16 protein-coding genes are annotated in these 21,575 nt (G+C 72.1%); 5 read left to right on the top strand and 11 right to left on the bottom strand.

The window, feature by feature from the left end:
• Positions 1-541: 541 nt before the first annotated feature.
• On the bottom strand, positions 542-2,449 hold the full coding sequence (typA, locus tag RM812_RS30860; RefSeq protein ID WP_311579811.1) for a translational GTPase TypA: 1,908 nt from the start codon (positions 2,447-2,449) through the stop codon (positions 542-544).
• A 156-nt stretch (positions 2,450-2,605) separates the two neighbouring features.
• The gene (locus tag RM812_RS30855; protein WP_311579809.1) at positions 2,606-4,861 is read right to left on the bottom strand and encodes an ABC transporter family substrate-binding protein; all 2,256 of its coding nucleotides are present in this window, start codon (positions 4,859-4,861) and stop codon (positions 2,606-2,608) included.
• Positions 4,862-5,196: 335 nt separating this feature from the next.
• On the opposite strand from RM812_RS30855, the gene RM812_RS30850 reads away from it, so the two are divergent.
• The 4 genes from RM812_RS30850 to RM812_RS30835 are packed head-to-tail and all read left to right on the top strand — an operon-like array spanning position 5,197 to position 9,070.
• A complete protein-coding gene (locus RM812_RS30850) occupies positions 5,197-5,487 on the top strand; it encodes a hypothetical protein (protein ID WP_311579806.1) in 291 nt (96 codons plus the stop codon).
• Between the two features lie 28 nt (positions 5,488-5,515).
• Positions 5,516-6,352, top strand: coding sequence for a hypothetical protein (locus tag RM812_RS30845; RefSeq protein ID WP_311579803.1), 837 nt, complete (start codon positions 5,516-5,518; stop codon positions 6,350-6,352).
• 16 nt (positions 6,353-6,368) lie between these two features.
• Complete coding sequence (locus tag RM812_RS30840; RefSeq protein ID WP_311579800.1) at positions 6,369-8,306, top strand: fumarate reductase/succinate dehydrogenase flavoprotein subunit; 1,938 nt, start codon at positions 6,369-6,371, stop codon at positions 8,304-8,306.
• Positions 8,303-9,070 (top strand): succinate dehydrogenase/fumarate reductase iron-sulfur subunit, encoded by a 768-nt coding sequence (locus RM812_RS30835; protein ID WP_311579797.1) that lies wholly within the window; start codon positions 8,303-8,305, stop codon positions 9,068-9,070. The genes RM812_RS30840 and RM812_RS30835 overlap by 4 nt, the downstream gene beginning before the upstream one ends.
• A 15-nt stretch (positions 9,071-9,085) precedes the next feature.
• Here RM812_RS30835 and RM812_RS30830 read toward each other — a convergent pair whose 3' ends face one another.
• The 7 genes from RM812_RS30830 to RM812_RS30800 all read right to left on the bottom strand — a co-directional run bounded on the left by RM812_RS30830 (position 9,086) and on the right by RM812_RS30800 (position 17,549).
• Positions 9,086-10,306, bottom strand: coding sequence for a glycoside hydrolase family 18 protein (locus RM812_RS30830; RefSeq protein ID WP_311579794.1), 1,221 nt, complete (start codon positions 10,304-10,306; stop codon positions 9,086-9,088).
• Positions 10,307-10,582: 276 nt separating this feature from the next.
• Complete coding sequence (locus RM812_RS30825; RefSeq protein ID WP_311579791.1) at positions 10,583-13,156, bottom strand: SpoIIE family protein phosphatase; 2,574 nt, start codon at positions 13,154-13,156, stop codon at positions 10,583-10,585.
• 291 nt (positions 13,157-13,447) lie between these two features.
• Positions 13,448-13,858 (bottom strand): ATP-binding protein, encoded by a 411-nt coding sequence (locus RM812_RS30820; RefSeq protein ID WP_311579885.1) that lies wholly within the window; start codon positions 13,856-13,858, stop codon positions 13,448-13,450.
• A gap of 141 nt (positions 13,859-13,999) precedes the next feature.
• The gene (locus RM812_RS30815) at positions 14,000-14,422 is read right to left on the bottom strand and encodes a (deoxy)nucleoside triphosphate pyrophosphohydrolase (protein ID WP_311579788.1); all 423 of its coding nucleotides are present in this window, start codon (positions 14,420-14,422) and stop codon (positions 14,000-14,002) included.
• Between the two features lie 524 nt (positions 14,423-14,946).
• Complete coding sequence (locus RM812_RS30810; RefSeq protein WP_311579785.1) at positions 14,947-15,138, bottom strand: SPOR domain-containing protein; 192 nt, start codon at positions 15,136-15,138, stop codon at positions 14,947-14,949.
• 374 nt (positions 15,139-15,512) lie between these two features.
• Positions 15,513-16,265, bottom strand: a complete 753-nt coding sequence (locus RM812_RS30805; protein ID WP_311579782.1) for a GntR family transcriptional regulator — start codon at positions 16,263-16,265, stop codon at positions 15,513-15,515.
• A gap of 147 nt (positions 16,266-16,412) precedes the next feature.
• Entirely contained in the window at positions 16,413-17,549 is a 1,137-nt protein-coding gene (locus tag RM812_RS30800) for a DUF4190 domain-containing protein (protein WP_394816540.1), read from the bottom strand.
• A 138-nt stretch (positions 17,550-17,687) separates the two neighbouring features.
• On the opposite strand from RM812_RS30800, the gene RM812_RS30795 reads away from it, so the two are divergent.
• Entirely contained in the window at positions 17,688-18,884 is a 1,197-nt protein-coding gene (locus RM812_RS30795; RefSeq protein ID WP_311579779.1) for a serpin family protein, read from the top strand.
• Between the two features lie 12 nt (positions 18,885-18,896).
• Here the strand turns inward: RM812_RS30795 and RM812_RS30790 are convergent, their stop codons facing one another.
• Both RM812_RS30790 and RM812_RS30785 read right to left on the bottom strand, forming a co-directional pair.
• Entirely contained in the window at positions 18,897-20,474 is a 1,578-nt protein-coding gene (locus RM812_RS30790; protein WP_311579777.1) for a S8 family peptidase, read from the bottom strand.
• Positions 20,475-20,678: 204 nt separating this feature from the next.
• Positions 20,679-21,509, bottom strand: coding sequence for an SDR family NAD(P)-dependent oxidoreductase (locus tag RM812_RS30785; RefSeq protein ID WP_311579775.1), 831 nt, complete (start codon positions 21,507-21,509; stop codon positions 20,679-20,681).
• Positions 21,510-21,575 lie beyond the last annotated feature (66 nt).

Raw genomic sequence — 21,575 nt, 5'->3', positions numbered from 1 at the left:
CGGCCCGCTCCTCAGAGCCGATCGCCGTCCGACAGGGCGCAGTTGCGGGCGACGGCCCGTGTGACCCACCTGGTGTTCGTGACACCGCGCATGGGGATCCTCCTCATGACTCCACGTGTTCACCGACAGGAGGGGGCACTCATCCGGCTTCCGACACCCCTGACGGAAGCTCAGACACCCCCTGGTGCTCGTGAGTCGTGCACTGTCCCCACAGCGCGTGACCCATTGACCCGAGCGTTACGCGGCTAACTATCTGCCATGAGGAGAAGGACCGACCACCGTCTTTAAATCTCAATTCAGTCACAGCTGCCGGGTACTTCTTCCAAAATCTGGACAAACTGTTCGGGACGAGAAGGCCGCGAAACGGACGTGTTACATGGCTATCGGGCGACGATCTCCGCGTTCCGGACACCGAAGGGTGCTCACGGGGCTGCCCGGGGGCGTCCGGGACCCGGAAAACCGGTTGAAAAAAGCCCGGGCGCCCCCATGATGGGGGCGCCCGGGCTCCGCCGTGTGCCGGCCGTACGCCGGCCGTGGTGGATCAGCCGTGCTTGGCGCGGCTCGCGGCGCGGGCGCGCTCGCGGGCGTCCAGGTTCACCTTGCGGATGCGAACGGCCTCCGGGGTCACCTCGACGCACTCGTCGTCGCGGCAGAACTCCAGCGACTGCTCCAGCGAGAGCTTGCGCGGCGGGACGATCGCCTCGAACGAATCGGCCGAGGACGACCGCATGTTGGTGAGCTTCTTCTCCTTGGTGATGTTGACGTCCATGTCGTCGGCGCGGGAGTTCTCGCCGACGATCATGCCCTCGTACACCTCGGTGCCGGGCTCCGTGAAGAGCACGCCGCGCTCCTGGAGGTTCGTCATCGCGAACGCGGTGACGGCGCCGGAGCGGTCGGCGACCAGCGAGCCGTTGTTACGGGTCGTCAGGGTGCCGAACCAGGGCTCGTGGCCCTCGTGGATGGAGTGGGCGATGCCGGTGCCGCGGGTCTGGGTCAGGAACTCGGTACGGAAGCCGATCAGACCGCGGGACGGCACGACGAACTCCATGCGGACCCAGCCCGAGCCGTGGTTGGACATGTTGTCCATCCGGCCCTTGCGCACGCCCATGAGCTGCGTGACGGCGCCCATGTGCTCCTCGGGCACGTCGATCGTCATGCGCTCGACCGGCTCGTGGACCTTGCCGTCGACCTCCTTGGTGACGACCTGCGGCTTGCCGATGGTCAGCTCGAAGCCCTCGCGGCGCATCTGCTCGACCAGGATGGCCAGCGCCAGCTCGCCGCGGCCCTGCACCTCCCAGGCGTCGGGGCGCTCGGTGTCCAGGACCCGCAGCGACACGTTGCCGATCAGCTCGCGGTCCAGGCGGTCCTTGACCTGGCGGGCGGTGACCTTGCGGTCCTTGACGACCGCCTTGTTGTCCGCGCCCTTGCCGGTGGCGCCGCGGCCGACCAGCGGGGAGGTGTTGGTGCCGATGGTCATGGAGATCGCGGGCTCGTCGACCGTGATCAGCGGCAGCGCGACCGGGTTCTCCTGGTCGGCCAGGGTCTCGCCGATCATGATGTCCGGGATACCGGCGACGGCGCAGATGTCACCGGGGCCGGCCTTCTCCGCGGGCTTGCGGGTGAGCGCCTCGGTCATCATCAGCTCGGAGATGCGGACGTTGCTGACGGACCCGTCGCGCTTCATCCAGGCGACCGTCTGGCCCTTCTTCAGCTCGCCCTGGTGGACGCGCAGCAGGGCGATGCGGCCGAGGAAGTTGTCGGCGTCCAGGTTGGTCACGTGCGCCTGGAGCGGGGCGTCCTCGTCGTAGGTCGGCGCCGGGATGTAGTCCAGGATCGTCGAGAAGAACGGCTCCAGGCTGGTGGAGTCGGACGGGACCGTGCCGTCCTCCGGCTTGGTGAGGGAGGCGACGCCGTCCCGGCCGCACGCGTAGACGATCGGGAACTCGATCTGCTCCTCGTCGGCGTCCAGGTCGAGGAAGAGGTCGTAGGTCTCGTTGACGACCTCGTCGATCCGGGCGTCCGGACGGTCCGTCTTGTTGATGCAGAGGATGATCGGCAGTCGCTGGTTGAGCGCCTTGCGCAGCACGAAGCGGGTCTGCGGCAGCGGGCCCTCGGAGGCGTCCACGAGCAGGACGACGCCGTCGACCATCGACAGACCGCGCTCGACCTCGCCGCCGAAGTCGGCGTGGCCGGGGGTGTCGATGATGTTGATCGTGATCGGGTCCCCGCCGTCCTTCGGGTGGTACTTCACCGCGGTGTTCTTGGCGAGGATCGTGATGCCCTTCTCACGCTCCAGGTCGTTCGAGTCCATCATGCGGTCGTCGACGGAGTCGAGCTGGTGCGCGGCGAAGGCACCGGCCTGCTTGAGCATTCCGTCGACGATGGTGGTCTTGCCGTGGTCGACGTGGGCGACGATGGCGACGTTGCGGATGTCGTGGCGCGTGGCCATATTGAGGCGTACTCCCGGAGATGTGAGGACGGCCCTTGCGTACGTCCGTGACACGCGGGCCTGCCGGGCGGTACATGCCACGGCCTCACCCCATGGTACGGGGCCCCGGCGGCTGCGGCTTGCCGGGGCGGGGGCGTACGGGGCGGGGACGCCCGGTCACGGTGCCGCGGTCGCCGGGGGCGGTGCGCCCTGGGCCCCCTTCTTCAGGAAGCCCATGTCCTCGTAGACCGGGGTCCGGAATCCGAAGGCTCCGACGTTGCCGAGGTTCTTCCGGGCCGCCATGAGCTGGGGGCGCTGGTAGAGGGGGATGGAGCCGGCCGCCGCCCAGATCCGCGCGTCGGCCTTGCGGAGCAGGTCCCGGGCCTCCTCCTGGTCCAGGGTCGCCATGGCCCGGTCGAAGAGCTGGTCGACCTGGTCGGTGCCGACCCGGGTGTAGTTCTGCGCGACGTTCAGGGAGCCGTCGGCGGACGGGACGGGCTTGGCGTAGACGGGGCGGGCGTCGGTGGCGGGGAAGGCGGTGGTGGGCCAGGAGTAGAGCGCCAGGTCGTACTCGCCGGAGGCGATGTGGTCCTTGAAGTAGCTCTCGTCGGGGACCTTGGCGATGTCGGTACCGACGCCGATCTTCTCCAGCATGCCCGAGATGCGGTCGGCCACGGTCCACAGGGCCTCGGAGCCGGGGCCGGAGGGGAGCACGAAGCGCAGGGTGAGTGCCTTGCCGTCCTTGGCGAGCGGGACCCCCACCGAGCCGGCCGGGGCGGCGGTGCCCTTGGGGGCGTAGGCGCCGGGTGCGCCGCCCTGCGCGGTGTTCTTGCCGCTCACCTGGTCGGTGTCGGCCCTGTCCTTGCCGTCGTTGCTGCCCTCGTCGCCGTCGTTGCCGTCGTTGCCGTCGTCGTTCTTGTCGTCCTCGCCGACGATGTACGTCCCGTCGTCGGCTCCCGCGGACCTCTTCTGGTCCTTGCCGTCCTCGCCCTTCTCGGCGCCGGCCGCCTTCTCCCCGCCTTCCTTCACCGGCCCGCCCGGCACCCATCCGGCGTCCGCGAGCAGGGCCCGGGCTTCCTTGGCGTTCTGGTCGCCGAGTGCGCCGCTGCCGTCGGCGTACGCGGCCTGGCCGGACAGCGCGAGGTGGCTGCCCAGCGGCTCGGCGGGCAGGCCCAGCGGCCCGAGTACCGCCTCGGCCAGCTTCCCGCGGTCCAGGGCGCGGGCCACGGCCCGGCGGACGCGTTCGTCGGCGAGGGGGCCCTCGGCGCCGTTGAGGGCGAGCTGGGTGTAGGCGGGCTCCAGCGACTTGCGGACCTCGAAGCCGCTCAGGGCCTTCTGCCGGCGTTCGAGCTTCGCCAGGTCCTCGCGCCGCTTCTCGCGGGCGAGGACCTCCTCCTCGGCCGCCTCCTCGTCGGAGCCGTTGGCGACCGCCCAGGAGCGCAGCGCCTGAGCGGCGGTCCTGCCCTGGGCGCCCGCGAGCGGCGAGGCGGGCGCATCCTCGGCCGGGGTGCGGTCCGGGCCCATGAGCGGGGTGCCGGTACCGGAGTCCCGGGGGCCGGCGGCCACGGCGACCTGCTCGGCGGTGTCCGGGTCGATCTCCGCCAGGTCGAGCCTGCCGGCGGCCAGCTCGGAGACCCGCTCGTCGCGCGGGACGGCGCGCAGCGAGATCCGCTCCAGCTTCACCGGCCTGCCCCACCAGCGAGGATTGCCGGCGAGGAGCACCTCGTCGGTCTTGGTGTCGACCTTCTCGACGGTGAAGGGGCCGGCGGTGGCCTTCAGCTTGCGCCGCGCGCCGTCGTTGAAGGCGTCCGGGGTGCCCATCACGCCCTTGGGGTACAGCGGCGTGAACAGCGACTGCCAGTCGGCGTAGGTCCGGCTGAAGGTGACCTTGACCTCCAGGTCGCTCGCGCCGCGCTCGATCTTCTCGATGCGGTCGTAGCCGGCGTTGCGGGCGGTCCAGTAGGCGCTGTCCCTGCCGGACAGGGCGCGCCACTGGGCGGCGAAGTCGGCGGCGCCGATCTCCCGGCCGTCGCTCCAGACGGCCTGCTGGTTGAGCCGGTACACGACGACCTGCTTGGGTTCGGTCTCGACGACCTTGGCCGACTCCAGGTAGTCGGGGTTGCGCACCGGCCGGCCGGTCTCGTCCATCCGGTACAGCGAGGGGAGCACGGCCTGCGCGACGCGGGCCGTGGTGGCGTCGGCGTCCGACTGGAAGGTGTTCAGCGTGTCCGGTACGGAGTCCACGGCCCAGCGCAGGGTGCCGCCGTCCGCGATGCGTGCGCGGTCCGCGGCGGCGATGTCCGGCCCGGCGAGCGGCTTGCCCGACGGGTCCTCGGAGGTACAGCCGGCCAGCGCGGGGACCGCGAGCACACCCGCGGTGAGGAAGGCGACCGAGCGCATGACCGCGCGCGATCCGACGCCGACATGAGACATCTCTGCTACCTCCGGAAGGCCGCAAGCACGGTGAACAATATGGCGGTATGCGCGGTCGATGCGTTATATGCGGTATTTGGAGTTGATCATTTGTATCCGGACGGGGATGCGGCCACTGAAGAGGAAACGGTTCGGCGACACAGGGAGACACGGCGATGACCGTGCGCAAGCCCACCCGGGCGGCGCAATGCCACCCCCGGATGCGCCGACACACCCCGGGCAATCGCTGCACATCCCTTCCCAGCGACAGGTGTGACGCGCGACACTCTCAGGCGCATGAACGTCGCCACCCAAGGCCGGCCCGGGGCCGTGTCCGACGGAAGTGAGGTCACGGCATGTCCGTGCACGACGATCTGACAGCGATCCAGCGCAGCCTCGACGACCTGGCCCGGTCGGTGGGCCGCCTGGAGCAGCGGCTCGGCAGCGGCGGCCTGGACCTCCGGCGGGTCCGCACCGACGCCGACCACCTGCGCGAGAGCTTCGCGCTGCTGCGGGCGGCGGCAGCCGTACCGGACGCGCCCAGGCGTCCGGACCTCGTCCCGATCCCCGACACGCCGTACGACGGCTCCCTGTGGACGGACTCGGACGACGAGGGCCTCGGCGCCCGCGACCGCCGCGCCCCCTGAATCCCGACCCGACCGACCGGAGTGCCCCGTGGCCACTGGTACGCAACCTCCCGCCGCCGAACCCCGCCCCCGGGGCGGCGGCGTCCACACCCCGACGCGCGCCGCCATCCGGGCCCCGCACCTGCGCACCGACCGCTGGTGGCTCGCGCCGGCCGCCACCGCCGCGGGCCTGCTGGCCTTCGTCGTCTACTCCACCTGGCGGGCCTTCGCGAACGCCGACTACTACGCGGCCCCCTACGTCTCGCCGTTCTACTCCCCCTGCCTCGCGGAGAACTGCGAGCCGATGCACGGCGGACCCAACTGGGAACTGTTCGGGACCTGGTGGGGCATCTCCCCCGCGGTCCTGATCCTGATCTTCCCGCTCGGCTTCCGCCTGACCTGCTACTACTACCGCAAGGCCTACTACCGGGGCTTCTGGGCGTCGCCGCCGGCCTGCGCGGTCGCCGAGCCGCACAAGAAGTACACCGGCGAGACCCGCTTCCCGCTCGTCCTGCAGAACATCCACCGGTACTTCTTCTACGCGGCGCTCCTCGTCGCGGGCATCCTCACCTACGACACCGTGCTCGCCTTCCGCGACGAGCACTACTCCTTTGGCCACATGGGCCTGGGCACCCTGGTGTTCCTGGCCAACATCGTGCTGATCTGGGCGTACACCCTCTCCTGCCACTCCTGCCGGCACATCGTCGGCGGCAAGCTCAAGCACTTCTCCCGGCACCCCGTGCGCTACCGGATGTGGCAGCTGGTCGGCCGGCTCAACGCCCGGCACATGCAGCTCGCCTGGGCGTCGCTGGTGAGCGTGGCGCTCGCCGACTTCTACGTGTACCTGGTCGCGTCCGGCGTCTTCGACGATCCGCGCTTCTTCTGATGAGTGAGGCCTTCTGATGTCCGTGGTCGACCGGCAGGAATGGGACGTCGTCGTGGTGGGCGCGGGCGGCGCCGGACTGCGCGCCGCCGTCGAGGCGCGCGAGCGGGGCGCCCGTACGGCCGTGATCTGCAAGTCGCTGTTCGGCAAGGCGCACACCGTGATGGCCGAGGGCGGCATCGCGGCCGCCATGGGCAACGTCAACTCCGGCGACAACTGGCAGGTCCACTTCCGCGACACCCTGCGCGGCGGCAAGTTCCTCAACCAGTGGCGGATGGCCGAACTGCACGCACAGGAGGCCCCGCAGCGGGTGTGGGAGCTGGAGACCTGGGGCGCGCTGTTCGACCGAACGCAGGACGGCCGGATCTCACAGCGCAACTTCGGCGGCCACGAGTACCCGCGCCTCGCCCACGTCGGCGACCGCACGGGCCTGGAACTGATCCGCACCCTCCAGCAGAAGATCGTCTCGCTCCAGCAGGAGGACCACCGCGAGACGGGGGACTACGAGTCCCGGCTGAAGGTGTTCCAGGAGTGCACGGTCACGCGCGTGCTCAAGGACGGCGCGAAGGTCTCCGGCGTCTTCGGCTACGAGCGCGAGAGCGGCCGCTTCCTCGTGCTGGAGGCACCCTCGGTGGTGATCGCCACGGGCGGCATCGGCAAGTCCTTCAAGGTGACGTCGAACTCGTGGGAGTACACCGGCGACGGCCACGCGCTGGCGCTGCTGGCCGGGGCGCCCCTGCTGAACATGGAGTTCGTGCAGTTCCACCCGACGGGCATGGTCTGGCCGCCGTCGGTGAAGGGCATCCTCGTCACGGAGTCGGTGCGCGGCGACGGCGGGGTGCTGCGGAACTCCGACGGCAGGCGGTTCATGTTCGACTACGTCCCCGACGTCTTCAAGGACAAGTACGCCGTGACGGAGGAGGAGGCCGACCGCTGGTACGACGACCCGGACCACAACCGGCGTCCGCCCGAACTCCTCCCCCGGGACGAGGTCGCGCGCGCGATCAACACCGAGGTGAAGGAGGGCCGGGGCTCCCCGCACGGCGGGGTCTTCCTCGACGTGTCGACCCGGATGCCGGCCGACGTGATCCAGCGTCGGCTGCCCTCCATGTACCACCAGTTCAAGGAGCTGGCCGACGTCGACATCACGGCCGAGCCGATGGAGGTCGGGCCCACCTGCCACTACGTGATGGGAGGCATCGCCGTCGACTCCGACACCGCCGCCGCGCGCGGCGTGCCGGGGCTGTACGCGGCCGGCGAGGTGGCCGGCGGCATGCACGGCTCCAACCGGCTCGGCGGCAACTCGCTGTCCGACCTGCTGGTGTTCGGGCGCCGGGCGGGATGGCACGCGGCCGAGTACGCGGCGGGGCGGGCGCCGGGCACACGTCCCCGGGTGGACGACGCGCAGGTCGACGCCGCCGCCGCGGAGGCGCTGCGCCCGTTCTCCGCCGGGACGGAGCAGCCCGACGACGGCCCGCCGGAGAACCCGTACACCCTCCACCAGGAACTCCAGCAGACGATGCACGACCTGGTCGGCATCATCCGCCGCGAACCGGAGATGAAGCAGGCCCTGGAAAAGCTGGCGGAGCTGCGGGGACGCGCCCGCCGGGCCGGTGTCGAGGGGCACCGGCAGTTCAACCCGGGCTGGCACCTCGCGCTGGACCTGCGCAACATGCTGCTGGTCAGCGAGTGCGTGGCGCGGGCCGCGCTGGAGCGCACCGAGTCGCGCGGCGGGCACACCCGGGAGGACCATCCGTCGATGGACCGCCGGTGGCGCCCGGCCAACCTGCTCTGTTCCCTGGCCGACCCGACGGGCGGCCCGGCGGCGACCGATCCGGAGCGCGGCCAGATCGCGGTGGAACGCACGGCCACCGAGCCCATCCGCCCCGACCTGCTCGCCCTCTTCGAGAAGGACGAGCTGGTCAAGTACCTCGCCGAAGAGGAGCTGTCCCGATGAGCGGCTACGAGGCCCGCTTCAAGGTGTGGCGCGGTGACGTGGACGGCGGCGGCCTGGAGGACTTCGAGGTCGAGGTGAACGACGGCGAGGTGGTCCTCGACATCATCCACCGCCTCCAGGCCACCCAGGCCCCCGACCTCGCCGTGCGCTGGAACTGCAAGGCGGGCAAGTGCGGTTCCTGCTCCGCGGAGGTCAACGGGCGCCCCCGGCTGCTGTGCATGACCCGCATGTCCGTCTTCACCCGCGAGGAGACGATCACCGTCACCCCACTGCGGGCCTTCCCGGTCATCCGCGACCTGGTGACGGACGTCGGTTTCAACTACGCCAAGGCACGCGAGGTCCCGGCGTTCGTGCCGCCCGCCGACCTCGGGCCCGGTGAGTACCGGATGATGCAGGAGGACGTGGACCGCTCGCAGGAGTTCCGCAAGTGCATCGAGTGCTTCCTGTGCCAGGACACCTGCCACGTCGTCCGTGACCACGAGGAGAACAAGCCGGCCTTCGCGGGCCCGCGGTTCCTCATGCGCGTCGCCGAACTGGACATGCACCCGCTGGACTCCGCCGACGCCACCGGCCTGGACCGGGGACGCACGGCCCAGGACGAGCACGGCCTCGGCTACTGCAACATCACCAAGTGCTGCACGGAGGTCTGCCCCGAGGGGATCAGGATCACCGACAACGCCCTGATCCCGCTGAAGGAACGGGCCGTGGACCGCAAGTACGACCCGCTGGTGTGGCTGGGGTCGAAGATCGGGCGCCGCTCCTGACGGCGCCCGGCCCGCTCAGCGCACCCAGCCCTCCCGGTACGCCGTCCAGTCCTCCTCCGTCGCCGCGAAGTCGATGTAGGCGGCGACGCCGAAGCGGGCGCGGTCGGCGTCCGTGCGGGACAGGCCCAGGCGGACGCCGCGGACGGCGGCGGCGACGGTCTCGGCATGGTTCCAGTGGCCGAAGCGGTTCTCGTGGTAGAAGGGCAGGCCCATCAGGAGGTGGGTCGTGGGGGGTGTGGCCTCCAGGGCCAGCGAGGTCTGCTGGGCGACGTAGCCGCCGTACAGGCTCTCCAGGGGCTGCATGGTGTCGTACGACATGACGGCGATCTGGTCGACGCGGCGGGCGACCTGGCCGAAGAACTCCTGCGACCACCACTTCGGGTGCCCGGCGACCGTGCCCCAGAAGGAGTGGAAGCCGGGGAGCGGATCGATCTGGTGGGCGGCGACGGAGAGCTGCGCGTTCCGGGCCCGGGTGACGGCGCGTACGTCGTCCAGGAGCGAGAGGTAGTTCCGGTCGCCGGAGTGCAACGGCTCCAGGTCGAGGTGGACTCCGTCGTAGCCCACGTCCAGGACCTGGCGGGCCGAGTCGACGACGGCGGCGCGGGTGGCGGCCCTCTCCAGACGCATGCCGTCGGGGCTCTCGGTCGCCAGGACGTCGCCGAGGAAGGCCTGGACGCGTACGCCGGGCAGCTCCCGGTGCACGGCGTCGGTGAGCCAGCGGGCCCTCGGGTACAGCGACTCCGGCAGCGTGCCGTCGTGCTCCATCGGGCCGGTGTGGACGTACAGGTCGCGGATGCCGGTGGTCTTCAGGCGGCGGGCCAGCGCGGCGATGTCCGCGTCGTCCTTGCGGCCGTCGACCCAGGCGTGGCCCAGCCAGATCGCGTCCCGGTCCCTGGTGTACGTGCCGTCGGCGGGGTCGCCGGTGTAGTTGATGCGGAGGGCCGCCTCGGCGGTGAGGAGGGGCAGGAGCAGGACCAGGAGGACGGCGAGGGCGGTGCGGCGTAGGCGGCGGAGCCGCCGTTTTCTTCTTCCCGGGGCCCCCTCCTTGCCCGCCGTACCCTCCGCGCCCTCCGCGTGGCTGCCGTCGTCGGGGGCGGGTGGCCGCTGCGGGGTGTCCTCGTCGTCGTCGGCGGCGGCGACTGCCGGGTCGGTGGTCTTCGGCTCCGTGTCCGGCTCGGTGCTCGGCTCCGTGTCCGGCTCGGTCTTCGGCTCCGTGTTCGGCTCCGCGTGGTCCACGGCGTTCCCCTCCTGTGGCCGTCCCCGGTCGCGGTGGCCCGTTCGGGCTCATACGCTCCGCATGTGAGGCCATGCGTCGGCCGAGGCCGGCCGTGGCCGGTGTTTCCGGCGAGGACGACTCGAACCGGTGTTCCGGTTGCGGTCGGGGGTGCGTCGCGGTGATCTCCGCCGACCTGTTGCCGCCCCTGGTCACGGCCGGGGCGGCGCTGCTGCTGGCCGGGTACGGCCGGGTGCGCCGGGTCCGGCGCGCCCGGACCCGTACGACACCGGGGCGCGTCAGAAGAGGCTCAGCAAGGCCTCCGCCGGGTCCGCCAGCCGGGTGTCACCGCCCGGCAGGGGCAGTTCGAACCACACCGTCTTGCCGTGCGGCGTACGGCGTGAGCCCCAGGCCGCGCTGAGCAGGCCGACGAGTTGCAGGCCGCGGCCGCCCTCGTCGGTGTCGCGGGCACGGCGCCGGCGGGGCTGGACCAGGCCGGAGTCCCACACCTCGCAGACCAGGGTGCGGTCGAGGAGGAGGCGGAGTCTGATCTCGCCCTCGCCGTACCTGAGGGCGTTGGTGACCAGCTCGCTCACCAGCAGTTCCGTCGTGTCGACCAGCGGCTCCATGCCCCAGCCGAGCAGCTGGGCGCGGGCGTACTCACGGGCCCGGCCGACGCTGCGCGGCTCGCGCGGCAGGGTCCAGTCGCCGACCGACTCGGCGGGCAGGCCCTGGACGCGGGCCATCAGCAGGGCGATGTCGTCCTCGCCGTGGTGGCTGTCGAGGGTGTGGAGGACCTGGTCGCAGACGTCCTCCAGAGGACGCGTCGGGTCGGTGAGCGCCCCCACGAAGGCTTGGAGGCCCTCGTCGAGGGGGTGGTCGCGGCTTTCGACCAGACCGTCCGTGTAGAGCGCGAGCAGGGCGCCTTCGGGCAGTTCGACCTCCACCTCCTCGAAGGGCTCCCCGCCGACGCCGAGCGGCAGGCCGGGCGGCACGTCCAGCATCAGCGCGGACTCGCCGGGCTCGACCAGGACCGGGGGCAGGTGGCCCGCGTTGGCGAAGGTGCAACGCCGGGTGACCGCGTCATAGACCGCATAGACGCAGGTCGCCAGGTACACCTCGGACAGGTCGGCCTCGCGGGGGCGGCGGGCGGCCCGGGTCGCCTGCTGGACGCCTCCCGGGGCGCCGAGGCCGCGCGCGATCTCGTCCAGTTGGGAGAGCACCTCGGCCGGTTCGATGTCGAGCTGGGCCAGGGTGCGGACGGCGGTGCGGAGTTCGCCCATCGCGACCGCAGCACGCAGTCCGCGCCCCATGACGTCGCCGACGACCAACGCGGTGCGGTGGCCGGGGAGTTCGATGACGTCGAACCAGTCTCCGCCGACCTCGCTGGGCCGGCCGGTGGCCGCGTTGCCGGGCAGGTAGCGGCAGGCGATGTCGAGACCGGAGGCCTCGGGGTCGCCGGGCGGGAGCAGGGAGCGTTGCAGTATCAGCGCGCGTTCGTGTTCACGCCGGTAGAGGCGGGCGTTGTCGATGCAGACGGCGGCCCGCGCGGCCAGTTCCACGGCGAGGTCGCGGTCGCGGTCCCCGAACGGCTCGCTGCCCTTCGTCCGGGCGAACTGCGCGAGCCCCACGACCGTGTCGTGGGCGACCATCGGCACGGCGAGCGTGGACTGCACGAGGCCGCCCTCCTCGGCGGGGACGGTGCGCGGGCGGGCCGTGCGCAGGGCGTCGGCGCAGGGGGAGTTGAACGGGAAGTGGTGGACGGCGCCGAGCCGGACCCGCTCGCCGGTGCCGTGGAACGGCACGTCGGAGACGGCGCTGGAGAAGGCGACGCGGCGCAGTTCCGCGCCGCCGTCGGCGAGGCCGGGCGGGGTCTCGTCGCCCACCAGCAGGCCCTGGTAGAGGTCGACGGTGGCCAGGTCGCAGAAGCCGGGGACGACGACGTCGAGGAGTTCGCGGGCGGTGGTCTCCAGGTCGAGGGAGTTGCCGATGCGGGCGCCGGCGTCGTTGAGCAGGGCGAGGTTGCGCCGGGCGGCGGCGGCCTCGCGGGCGGCGGCGCGGCGTGCGGTGATGTCGGTCCCGAGCCAGGCGACACCGATGGGACGGCCCGAACCGCTGTGGACGCGGTAGAGGTTGACGGACCAGTGGCGGCGTTCGTCGGAACCCGGCACGAAGCCCGTGACGTGCATGTCGGTGATGGAGTCGCCGCTCTCCAGCACCCGGCGCAGGGTCGCGGAGACCCGGTCGGCCTCGGCGCGCGACAGGTAGTCGTGGACGCCCTTGCCGCGGTGGTCGTCGGGCGTGCCGCCGAAGACGGAGGCGAACCGCTGATTGGCGCGGCGCACCCTGAGGTCGGGGTCGATCAGCAGGAAGCCGAACGGGGACTGGCCGAATATGGCCTGCGAGGCGGCGAGGTCGGTCTCGATGCTGCGCAGGACACGGACGTCGACGACGATGCAGACGGCGGCCTTCTCCCCGTCCTCCGTGCGCGTCGGCATGACGTACACCTCGGCGAGCCCGCGCTGCCCGCGTCCGGTGCCGCCGCCGTCCGGCGCCCGGAAGGGGACCACTCCGGTCCACTCCCGTCCGTCGAGGATCTCGGCCATCTTGCGCTGACCCCGTTCCCTCAGGTCGGGGTCGACGAAGGCCTCGATGGGATCGGTGCCCACGGCGTGTTCGGCGGGAATGCCGAGCAGTTGCTCCGCGCGCAGGCTCCACTGGTCGACGAGCCCGTCGGGGCCGATGGAGAAGGACGCGACCTTGATGTAGTCGTAGATGGAGCCGGGTGGGCTGCTCTGCCACACCGCGTCACCGAGCGGCACGCCGTCCGGCGGCCCCTCGGACTCCGTGGCCCTCGCTGGTATCTCGCTCACGCGAACCGTCCCCTCCAGCTCACCGCGTCCGGCACCGGTCACCGGGGGCGGCTGCCCGCAGTATCCAGCACTACGGCACCGCACGACACGGTGTTCACGATCACAGCACGGTCGCGATGGTTTTCGGTCCGGACCGTGACAACACTTCCAGTCTTCTAACCAGCGGACACTGCATCGAATCACGTAGTTCGACAACTGCCACTGGCGTGAACCAGTTGGTTGACGGGACCGGGCAGGTTATCGGGACATTTCGGTGCGGTGGAACGCCGTCCCGCCACGGGGCGAGCAGCGTCATTCCGGCAGCGCGAGTTCGAACCACACCGTCTTCCCTGTCCCTCCGGGCCGGGTCCCCCAGCGGCGGGCGGAGGAGGCGACGAGTTGCAGGCCCCTGCCGCCCTCGTCGCCGGGCCGAGCGACGCGCTTGCGGGGCGGATCCGGGAGCGGGTCGGAGACCTCGACGAGCAGGCTGCCGCCCGGCCCGGCGGGGCGCCGTACCAGGCGGACGCCGATGGGGCCGGTGGCGTGCCGCAGGGCGTTGGTGACCAGTTCGCTGACCAGCAGGGCCGTGATGTCGCCGACCCTGTCGAGGCCCCATCCGTGCAGCTTGCCGCGGACGAGGGAACGGGCACTCCGCACGGCGTCCGGCGCCGCGGGGAAGACCCACTCGACGCAGTCGCCATCGCTGTCGTACACGCCGATCACTTCCCGGCCGGCAACCCTCACCCATGTCCGGTTTCATGGGGTTAGTGGGTTAATAGGCCCATACCCGATATCGATGCGCCGGTATCGTCCGGGGGGCGCGCGGTGGCACCGATGGTGTACGAGGCGCTCGCGCGGGTTCGTTCACACGCCCCGGGCATCGGTCCGCCCCAGTCCCAGATGCGTGAGCGCCCGCTCCACGGCCGGCACGTCCTGGTCGAGCCAGGGCACGTCCCAGATCTCGGCGGGGGTGAGCCAGCGCAGGGCGTCGTGGTCCTCGAGGGGTTGGGGGGCGGCGGAGCCGGGAAGCAGACGCGCGGTCCACACGTGCAGGACGAACGGGGACCTCAGTGGCCACTGCCCCGGCACCCGCTCGCCGGGTTCGGCGGCCACGCCGAGTTCCTCGCGCAGCTCCCGCACGAGGGCCGCCTCCGGCGTCTCGCCCGCCTCGACCTTGCCACCGGGCAGTTCCCACCGCCCGGCCAGCTCGGCCGGCGCGCTGCGCCGCGCGGCAAGCAGACGCCCACCGTCGACCAGGGCGGCACCCACCACGATCCGTTCCGTCATGCGCCGGAGCATAGGGCCTGCCGGCCGGTGCGGGGCGAGGAGGCCCGGAGACCCGGAAGGCCCGGAGACCCAGAAGGCCGGAGGCCCGCAGACCCGGAGGCCCAGGAGGCCGCAGACCCGGAGACCCGGAGACCCAGGAGGCCGCATGCCAGGAGACCCGAAGGCCGGAGACCCGGAGACCCGAAGGCCCGAAGGCCCAGGAAGCCCAGGAGACCAGAGGCCCGAAGACCCGAAGGCCCAGGAGGCCCAGGAGACCAGAGGCCCGGAGGGTGACCAGGAGGGTCGGAGGCCGAAGCGGCCGGGCCTGCGGGTCCGGGGCCCGACGCCTGCGGGCCGGGAGAGCGGGAGCACAGGACCTGCCGACCGATATCGGGCGGGGGGCCGAGGCCCAGGGGTGGCCAGGTGGACCGGAGGCCGGGGCGGCCGGGCCTGCGGGCCCCGGGGTCCGCCGTAGGTCGGGACGGCAGGCCAGGGGCCCAGGGGGCGTCCGGGGACCCGGTTCGGTCGCCGGCCGGGCCCGCGGGTCAGTCCGTCGGGCCCGCGCCCTTCGGAGCGAGCTTCTCGACCCAGTAGAGCTGCTTGTGGCCGCGACCGTCGAGGGCGTCCGCGATCTTCTGGGCCTCGGCCTGGGTCGCGTACCTGCCCACGCGGTAGCGATTGCCGTTGTCGTCCTGGCGGAAGACCAGCCAGGGAAGAGTGACCATGCCGTCGTTCATCGCGCCCCTCTACTTCCCACCCACGGCCCGCGCCGCGCCCCGCCCCATAACGAAGCCGCAATCCGCATATGCCCGAGCCTACGCCTAACCTTCACGCAGCGAACACGGCTTTACACAAAGAGGTACGCAACCAGCCAGAACGCAGGGGGCGCACGATGCGCAACGCGCCGTCCACGCGCGCACCCTCCTCCGGTCGGGGGGACACCCGGGACCCCGAGGAGACCTGCGAGAACGACCGGATTCCGGCGCCGAGCCGACGACGACACAGGGCGCGGACAGCCCGTGCGAGCGCGAGAAAGGGGCGCGGGAGGCGCACGAGAGGCGTGCGCCATCTCACACCACCGGGGGCACCACGAACTCCCCCGGCGGCGCTGCTACTTGACGGGCAGGTGGTACGCCACCCGGTACCGGTCGGCCGGAACCACCACGTCGGCCGTCTCGACCGCGCGCCCCGAGGCGTAGAAGGTGCGCTGGACGACCAGGACCACATGCCCCGGGACCCCGCCCAGCGCGAGCAGTTCCTCGGCGAGGCCGGGCCGGGCGCCGACCTCCTCGGTGACGTTGTCCACGACGACGTCGATGGCGGCCATCCGCTCGACGACCCCCATCCCGCCCAGCGGTCCCTCCTCGGGCAGCATCACCGGCGTGCGCCCGGTGAGGTCCAGCGGCTCCCAGGAGGTGGAGAGCATCATCGCCTCGCCGGCCTCCCGGAACACGTACCGCGTGCACATCACGCGGTCCCCGGGCTTGATCCCGAGCCGCTCGGCCACGGCACCGCTCGCCTCGACCTGCTCGCTGTGCGACTCCCACGTGCCGCGCGCCTCGCCGTCGGCCTGCTCCTGCCGGAAGGGGGTGGCGCCACCGGCCGGCCGGTACCCGGAGCGGGCGATGCGCCGGGGGACGGGCCGCTCGCGCACATACGTCCCGGAACCGGAGCGGCCCTCGACCAGCCCCTCGGCCATCAGCACCTTGCGCGCCTCCAGGGCGACGGTGTCCGAGACTCCGTACTCCTGGCGGATCCGCGCCTGGGACGGGAGGCGGGTGTGGGGCGGCAGCAGGCCGTCGGTGATCTTCTTACGAAGATCACCCGCGACACGCAGATATGCCGGCTGCTCACCGAATGTCACTGGCCGCTCCCATCAGGTTGTACAGACAGCAAGAGCGTGGCAACCGTAGGTTGTGCCAGGCAAGCAAAGGCCAGAGAATCACTCGATGTGATGACTTGTGGCATGGAAGGGCTTCACGCAGGCACTTTCTCCCCGCTGGCGCCGCCGTCACACCTCTTTGCCCGGGCTCTCTCCCCCGCCGTCACCGCCCTCCTCGTACACCGGCCGGGTCGTGGCCAGACCCAGAGCCTCGCGGGCGGCGACCGTCGTGTCGGCCTCGACGAGGTCGTAGCCCTGGCCGTAGTGCGCGTAGAACGAGTCGAGGTCGGTGGCCTTCGCCGCCAGGCCCCACTGCTCCTGCGCCGCCTTCAGGTCCGCGACCAGGTCGGCGACCGGCCGCTCGGCGTCGGCGGGCCAGTCGTGCCTGCCCAGCAGCCCGATCTCGCCCCTGAGCGCCTCCGACACCTGCCCCGCCCAGACCCGGTGGCCCGCGAAGTCCTCCTCGACGGACTCCGCCGCGGGCACCTCGTCCATGGCCCGGTTGAGGTAGCCCTCCGCCACCAGGTAGGCGTGCTGGTCGGGGTCGAGCCTCCTGTCGTCGTTGCGCAGCGAACCCGTCAGCGTGCCCCGCTCGTCCGTGTTCCCGAACAGGCAGGTGATCTCCCGGTCGCCCGCGCGCCAGCTCTGCGAGGTCGGTGTCAGGTAGTACACGTCGACGCCGACCGGCAGTGCCCACCGGTCCATGGCGTAGCTGTCCTGGAGCGCGTAACACCGCTCGTCGGCAACCCGTGCGACCTCCTCGTCGCCGGGGAAGGCACCGCCCGGCAGTTGGACGGCGGCGAACACCTCGCCGTCGTGCTCCTCCTCGCAGGGCACCTCGTCGACGTCGTACGTCACGCCCTGCAGCGAGCCGCTGGGGGTGGTGAAGCACTGGCCCTTCTCGAGGGCGTAGGCGGTGCCCTCGCCCCGCGCGGCGTCCTTGACGCCGTCCCAGAAGTCGGCGGCGGCGCCCGTGGAGAGCGTCACCACCCACAGGGCCAGCCCCACGGAGGACAGCACGGAGCCGGCCACGGCGAACCCCTTGCCCCGTTCGCCCCTCCGCTTGATCTGACCCAGCGCGACCAGCCCCAGCACGAGCCCGACCGCCGGTACGAAGCACAGGACGCCGAGGACGAACGCGGCGATGGCGACACCGTTGACGGGCGTCGGCCGGGGAGGGACGGCCCCGTAGGGCTGGCCCCACGGGGGAGCGTACGGGCCCTGGGGGTACGGCCCCTGAGGCCCCGGTGGCGGCGGCATGGACACGGGTACCGTGCTCCTGTTCAGGCGGTCGGGCGGGGATCGGCGGACGAGCGGTCCGCGGAGTGCGGCGAACGGCGTGCGGCGTGCGGCTGTGGGGCCGTACGGCTTGCGCATGGTAAGCGCGGGACGAAGGGGGACGGCATGCGGGTCACCGGTGCGACGGTCCGGGCGGTGAACGGCCTCACCGCACGCTGGGCGGCCACCACGAGCGGCGGCACGGTGTTCTCCGCGGTGGGCGTGTGGCCCCTGCTCGCCCTCCTCGCGGACGGCGCGGCGGGCGCCGCGCGGGCGGAGCTGGAGGAGGCGGTGGGCGTGCGGGCCGGCCGGGCGGCCGGTGCGGCCCGGGAACTGCTCGCCGGGCTCGGGTCCGTGGGCGGCCTGGAGACGGCCCTGGGCCTGTGGACCGGCCGCACACTGGAGTTGCGCGACGAGTGGGCGGCGGGGCTGCCCGCCGAGGCGCACGGGGTGCTCACGGGCGACGCCGGAGCCGATCAGGAGGCGCTGGACGCGTGGGCGGCGAAACGCACGGGCGGGCTGGTCGAGCGGCTGCCCGTGGTGGTGGCGCCGGGCACCGAACTGGTGCTGGCGAGCGCGCTGGCGCTGCGCACCCGGTGGCTGCGGCCCTTCCGGGAGACGTACCTCGCACCGGAGGGCGGCCCGTGGGAGGGGCGGGAACTGCTGGGCCTGTGCCGGGAGAGCGCACTGCTGGACCGGGTCGGCGTGGCGGACACGCCGGACGGCCGTGTCACCGGGCTGAAGGTGCTGGGCGACACCGCCGTCGACGTCCATCTGCTGCTCGGCGAGGAGGGCATGACGCCCGGACAGGTACTCGGGGCGGGGATCGGCGTTCTCGCGCGTACGCATCCGGTGACACCGGGTTCCCGCCTGCCGTACGGAGAGGTGGGCCCCGGGCTCGCCGTCCAACGGGAGCGCACCAGGACGCCCCGGCCGCCGACGCTCGACGTGACGACGCCGGCGTACGCCCTGACGGCCGGGCACGACCTGCTGGAACGCCCGGAGCTGTTCGGGCTCGCGTCGGCCGTGCGGGCCGTGCCCGGTCCCTTCCCCGGCGTCAGCCCGTCTCCCCTGTGCGTCGAGACGGCCCGCCAGGCCGCCGTGGCCCGGTTCGGCGCCCGGGGCTTCGAGGCCGCGGCGGTGACGGCGATCGGCGCGATCGGGTGCGCGGCACCCGGTCCGCTCTGGCTGAGCACCACCGTCCGGGCCGTCCTCGACCGTCCCTTCGGCTTCCTCGCCGTGCACCGGCACTCGCGCCTCGCCCTCGCGGCGGGCTGGGTCACCGACCCGGAGCCGTACCGCGAGGACGAGTTGCCGCACTGAGCCGGGCCGCTGTCAGAACTGCAGGGCCCAGGCGTCGATCCGCCCGGTGTCCCTCGACGCGTTGTCGCTGACCCGCAGCTTCCACGTGCCGTTCGCGGTCTCCGAGGAGGCGTTCACGGAGTACGTGGTGTTGATGTCGTCGGCGCTGCCGCCGGTGCCGTACGACTTGAGCGTGTACGCCGTGCCGTCCGGGGCGACGAGCTGGACCTGGAGGTCACCGACGTAGGTGTGCACGATGCTCACCTCGACGGCCAGGGACGAGGGCGCGTTGCCCGAGACGCCGGAGACGGTCACCGGGGACTCGACGGTGGCGTTGTCGTTGATGGTGTAGTCGCCGGTGTTCTCGAAGCGGTCGCCGGGCGGGGTCGTCGTACCGCCGCCGACGTACAGCAGCCGGTTGGGCGAGCCGCTGCCGGGGTTGGTGACGACGCCGCTGGTGGCGGTGGACGTCAGCGCGGACGCGACCTGCGCCGGGGTGGCCGTGGGGTGGTCGGCCAGGTAGAGCGCGGCGGCGCCGGCGACGTGCGGGCTCGCCATGGACGTGCCGGAGATGCTGTTGGTGGCCGAGTCGCCGCTGTTCCAGGCCGAGGTGATGGACGAGCCGGGTGCGAACAGGTCCAGGACCGTGCCGTAGTTGGAGTAGCTGGCGCGGGCGTCGCTCGACGTCGTGGCGCCGACCGTGATCGCCTCCGTCACCCGGGCCGGGGACTTGGTGGAGGCGTTGGTGGACTCGTTGCCGGCCGCGACGGCGAAGGTGACGCCGGAGGCGATGGCGTTGCGCACGGCCGTGTCCAGGGCGCTGTCGGCGCCTCCGCCCAGGGACATGTTGGCGACGGCCGGCTTGACGGCGTTGCGGGCCACCCAGTCGATGCCGGCGACGACCTGGGCGGTGGTGCCGGAGCCGGAGTTGTCGAGCACCCGGACACCGACGATCTTCGCCTGCTTGGCCACGCCGTAGGAGCTGCCCCCGACGGTGCCGGCGACGTGGGTGCCGTGGCCGTGGCCGTCCTGGGCGGTGTTGTCGTTGTCGATGGCGTCGTAGCCGTAGGAGGCGCGGCCACCGAAGTCGTTGTGGGTGATGCGGACGCCGGTGTCGATGACGTACGCCGTCACGCCCTGCCCGGCACTGTCCGGGTAGGTGTAGGAGTTGTCCAGCGGGCGGTTCCGCTGGTCGATGCGGTCCAGGCCCCAGGAGGGCGGGCTGGGCTGGGTGCCGGTGACGTGGAAGGTGCGGTTCTGGACCACGGAGGCGACGGCCGGGTCGGCGGCGAGACGTTTCGCCTCGGTCTCCGAGGCCTCGACCGCGTAGCCGTTGAGGGCCTTGGTGTACGTCCGCTCGATGTCGGCGCCGTGGCGCTTCGCGACGGCGCGGCCCTCGGCGGAACCGGCCTTCGCCGCATCCGCCTTCAGGGTCACGATGTAGCTGCCGGCGACCGCGTTCGCCGCGTCCTCGTACTGGATGCGGCCCTCCGCCGCGGTGGCGGGGAGCGCGGAGACGAGGCTCGCGGCGAGGGCCGCGGTGGCCGCGGCGCTGACTGCGGCCAGTCTTCGCCGGTTGGTGCGCTGGGGGTGGTGACGCAGCACTGCCATGTGAGGGGTCCTCCTCAGTCGGTGGTGCGTGGTGGGGTTCTCGTGCACGCCGAGCAGACCGCCCATTAGGCATGGTCATGTCAATCAGGGGCGGCTTTGGTGCGTCAGCCGAAAGATTGACGGTTCCGGAGGAATTGCACAAGAGCCCCGCACGGATGTGCGGGGCTCTCGGCCGTTTGAGCGCCACCACCGCCTGACGTGCCGTCAGTCGTCGAAGCCCGTCGCCCGGCTGCGCTTCTCCCACGCCTCGACGTCCGCACGGACCTGGTCGAGGTGGCCGAGAACCGCCCCTACGCCGTCGTCGCCGAGCGGCAGGCGCAGCGGGGTGTGCTCGGCCGCCAGGGCGTCCAGGATGAGCGCCGCCGCCTTGGCGGGGTCACCGGGCTGGCTGCCGTCCCCTCCGGAGACCATCCCCCGGGTCTCGCTGACCTTGGCGTACACACCGCTGTCCGCGCTCATCCCGGCGTTGCCGGCCTCGAACAGGCCGGTGCGGAAGGCGCCCGGCTCGACGATCAGCACCTTGATGCCGAACTCCCGCACCTCGTCCGCGAGCCCCTCGGACATGCCCTCCAGCGCGAACTTCGTACCGCTGTACGCCGAGAAGCCCGCGAAGGACAGCTGCCCGCCCATGCTGCTCATCTGCACGATCGCCCCCGAGCGCCGCTCCCGCATGTGCGGCAGCACGGCCCGCGTCAGCGCGGCCGGCCCGAAGACATGCACGTCGAACAGGGCGCGCAGCTCCTCCTCGCCCGTCTCCTCGAAGGCACCGACGTGGGTGCGGCCCGCGTTGTTCACAAGTGCGTCCACCCTGCCGTGCCGCGCCACCACGTCCCGTACGGCGGCCTCGGCGGCGGCCGTGTCGGCGACGTCCAGGCGCAGTGCCTCCATCTGGTCGGGGTGGGCGGCCACCAGGTCGTCCAGCGCCTCGGGCCGCCGCGCCGCACCCACCACCACGTCACCGTCGGCCAGTGCCGCCTCGGCGATCGCCCGCCCGAAGCCGCTGCTCGCTCCGGTGACCAGCCACACCTTGTTCATGCCGACTCCCTCACATCCGTAGCTCCGACACCAACCACTCTTGTCGGCAGGCCGGTTGCCCGTCCA

The organism is Streptomyces lancefieldiae (assembly GCF_031845825.1).
GTDB classification, from domain to species: Bacteria; Actinomycetota; Actinomycetes; order Streptomycetales; family Streptomycetaceae; genus Streptomyces; species Streptomyces lancefieldiae.
This window is presented reverse-complemented; position numbering and strand designations above follow the sequence as displayed.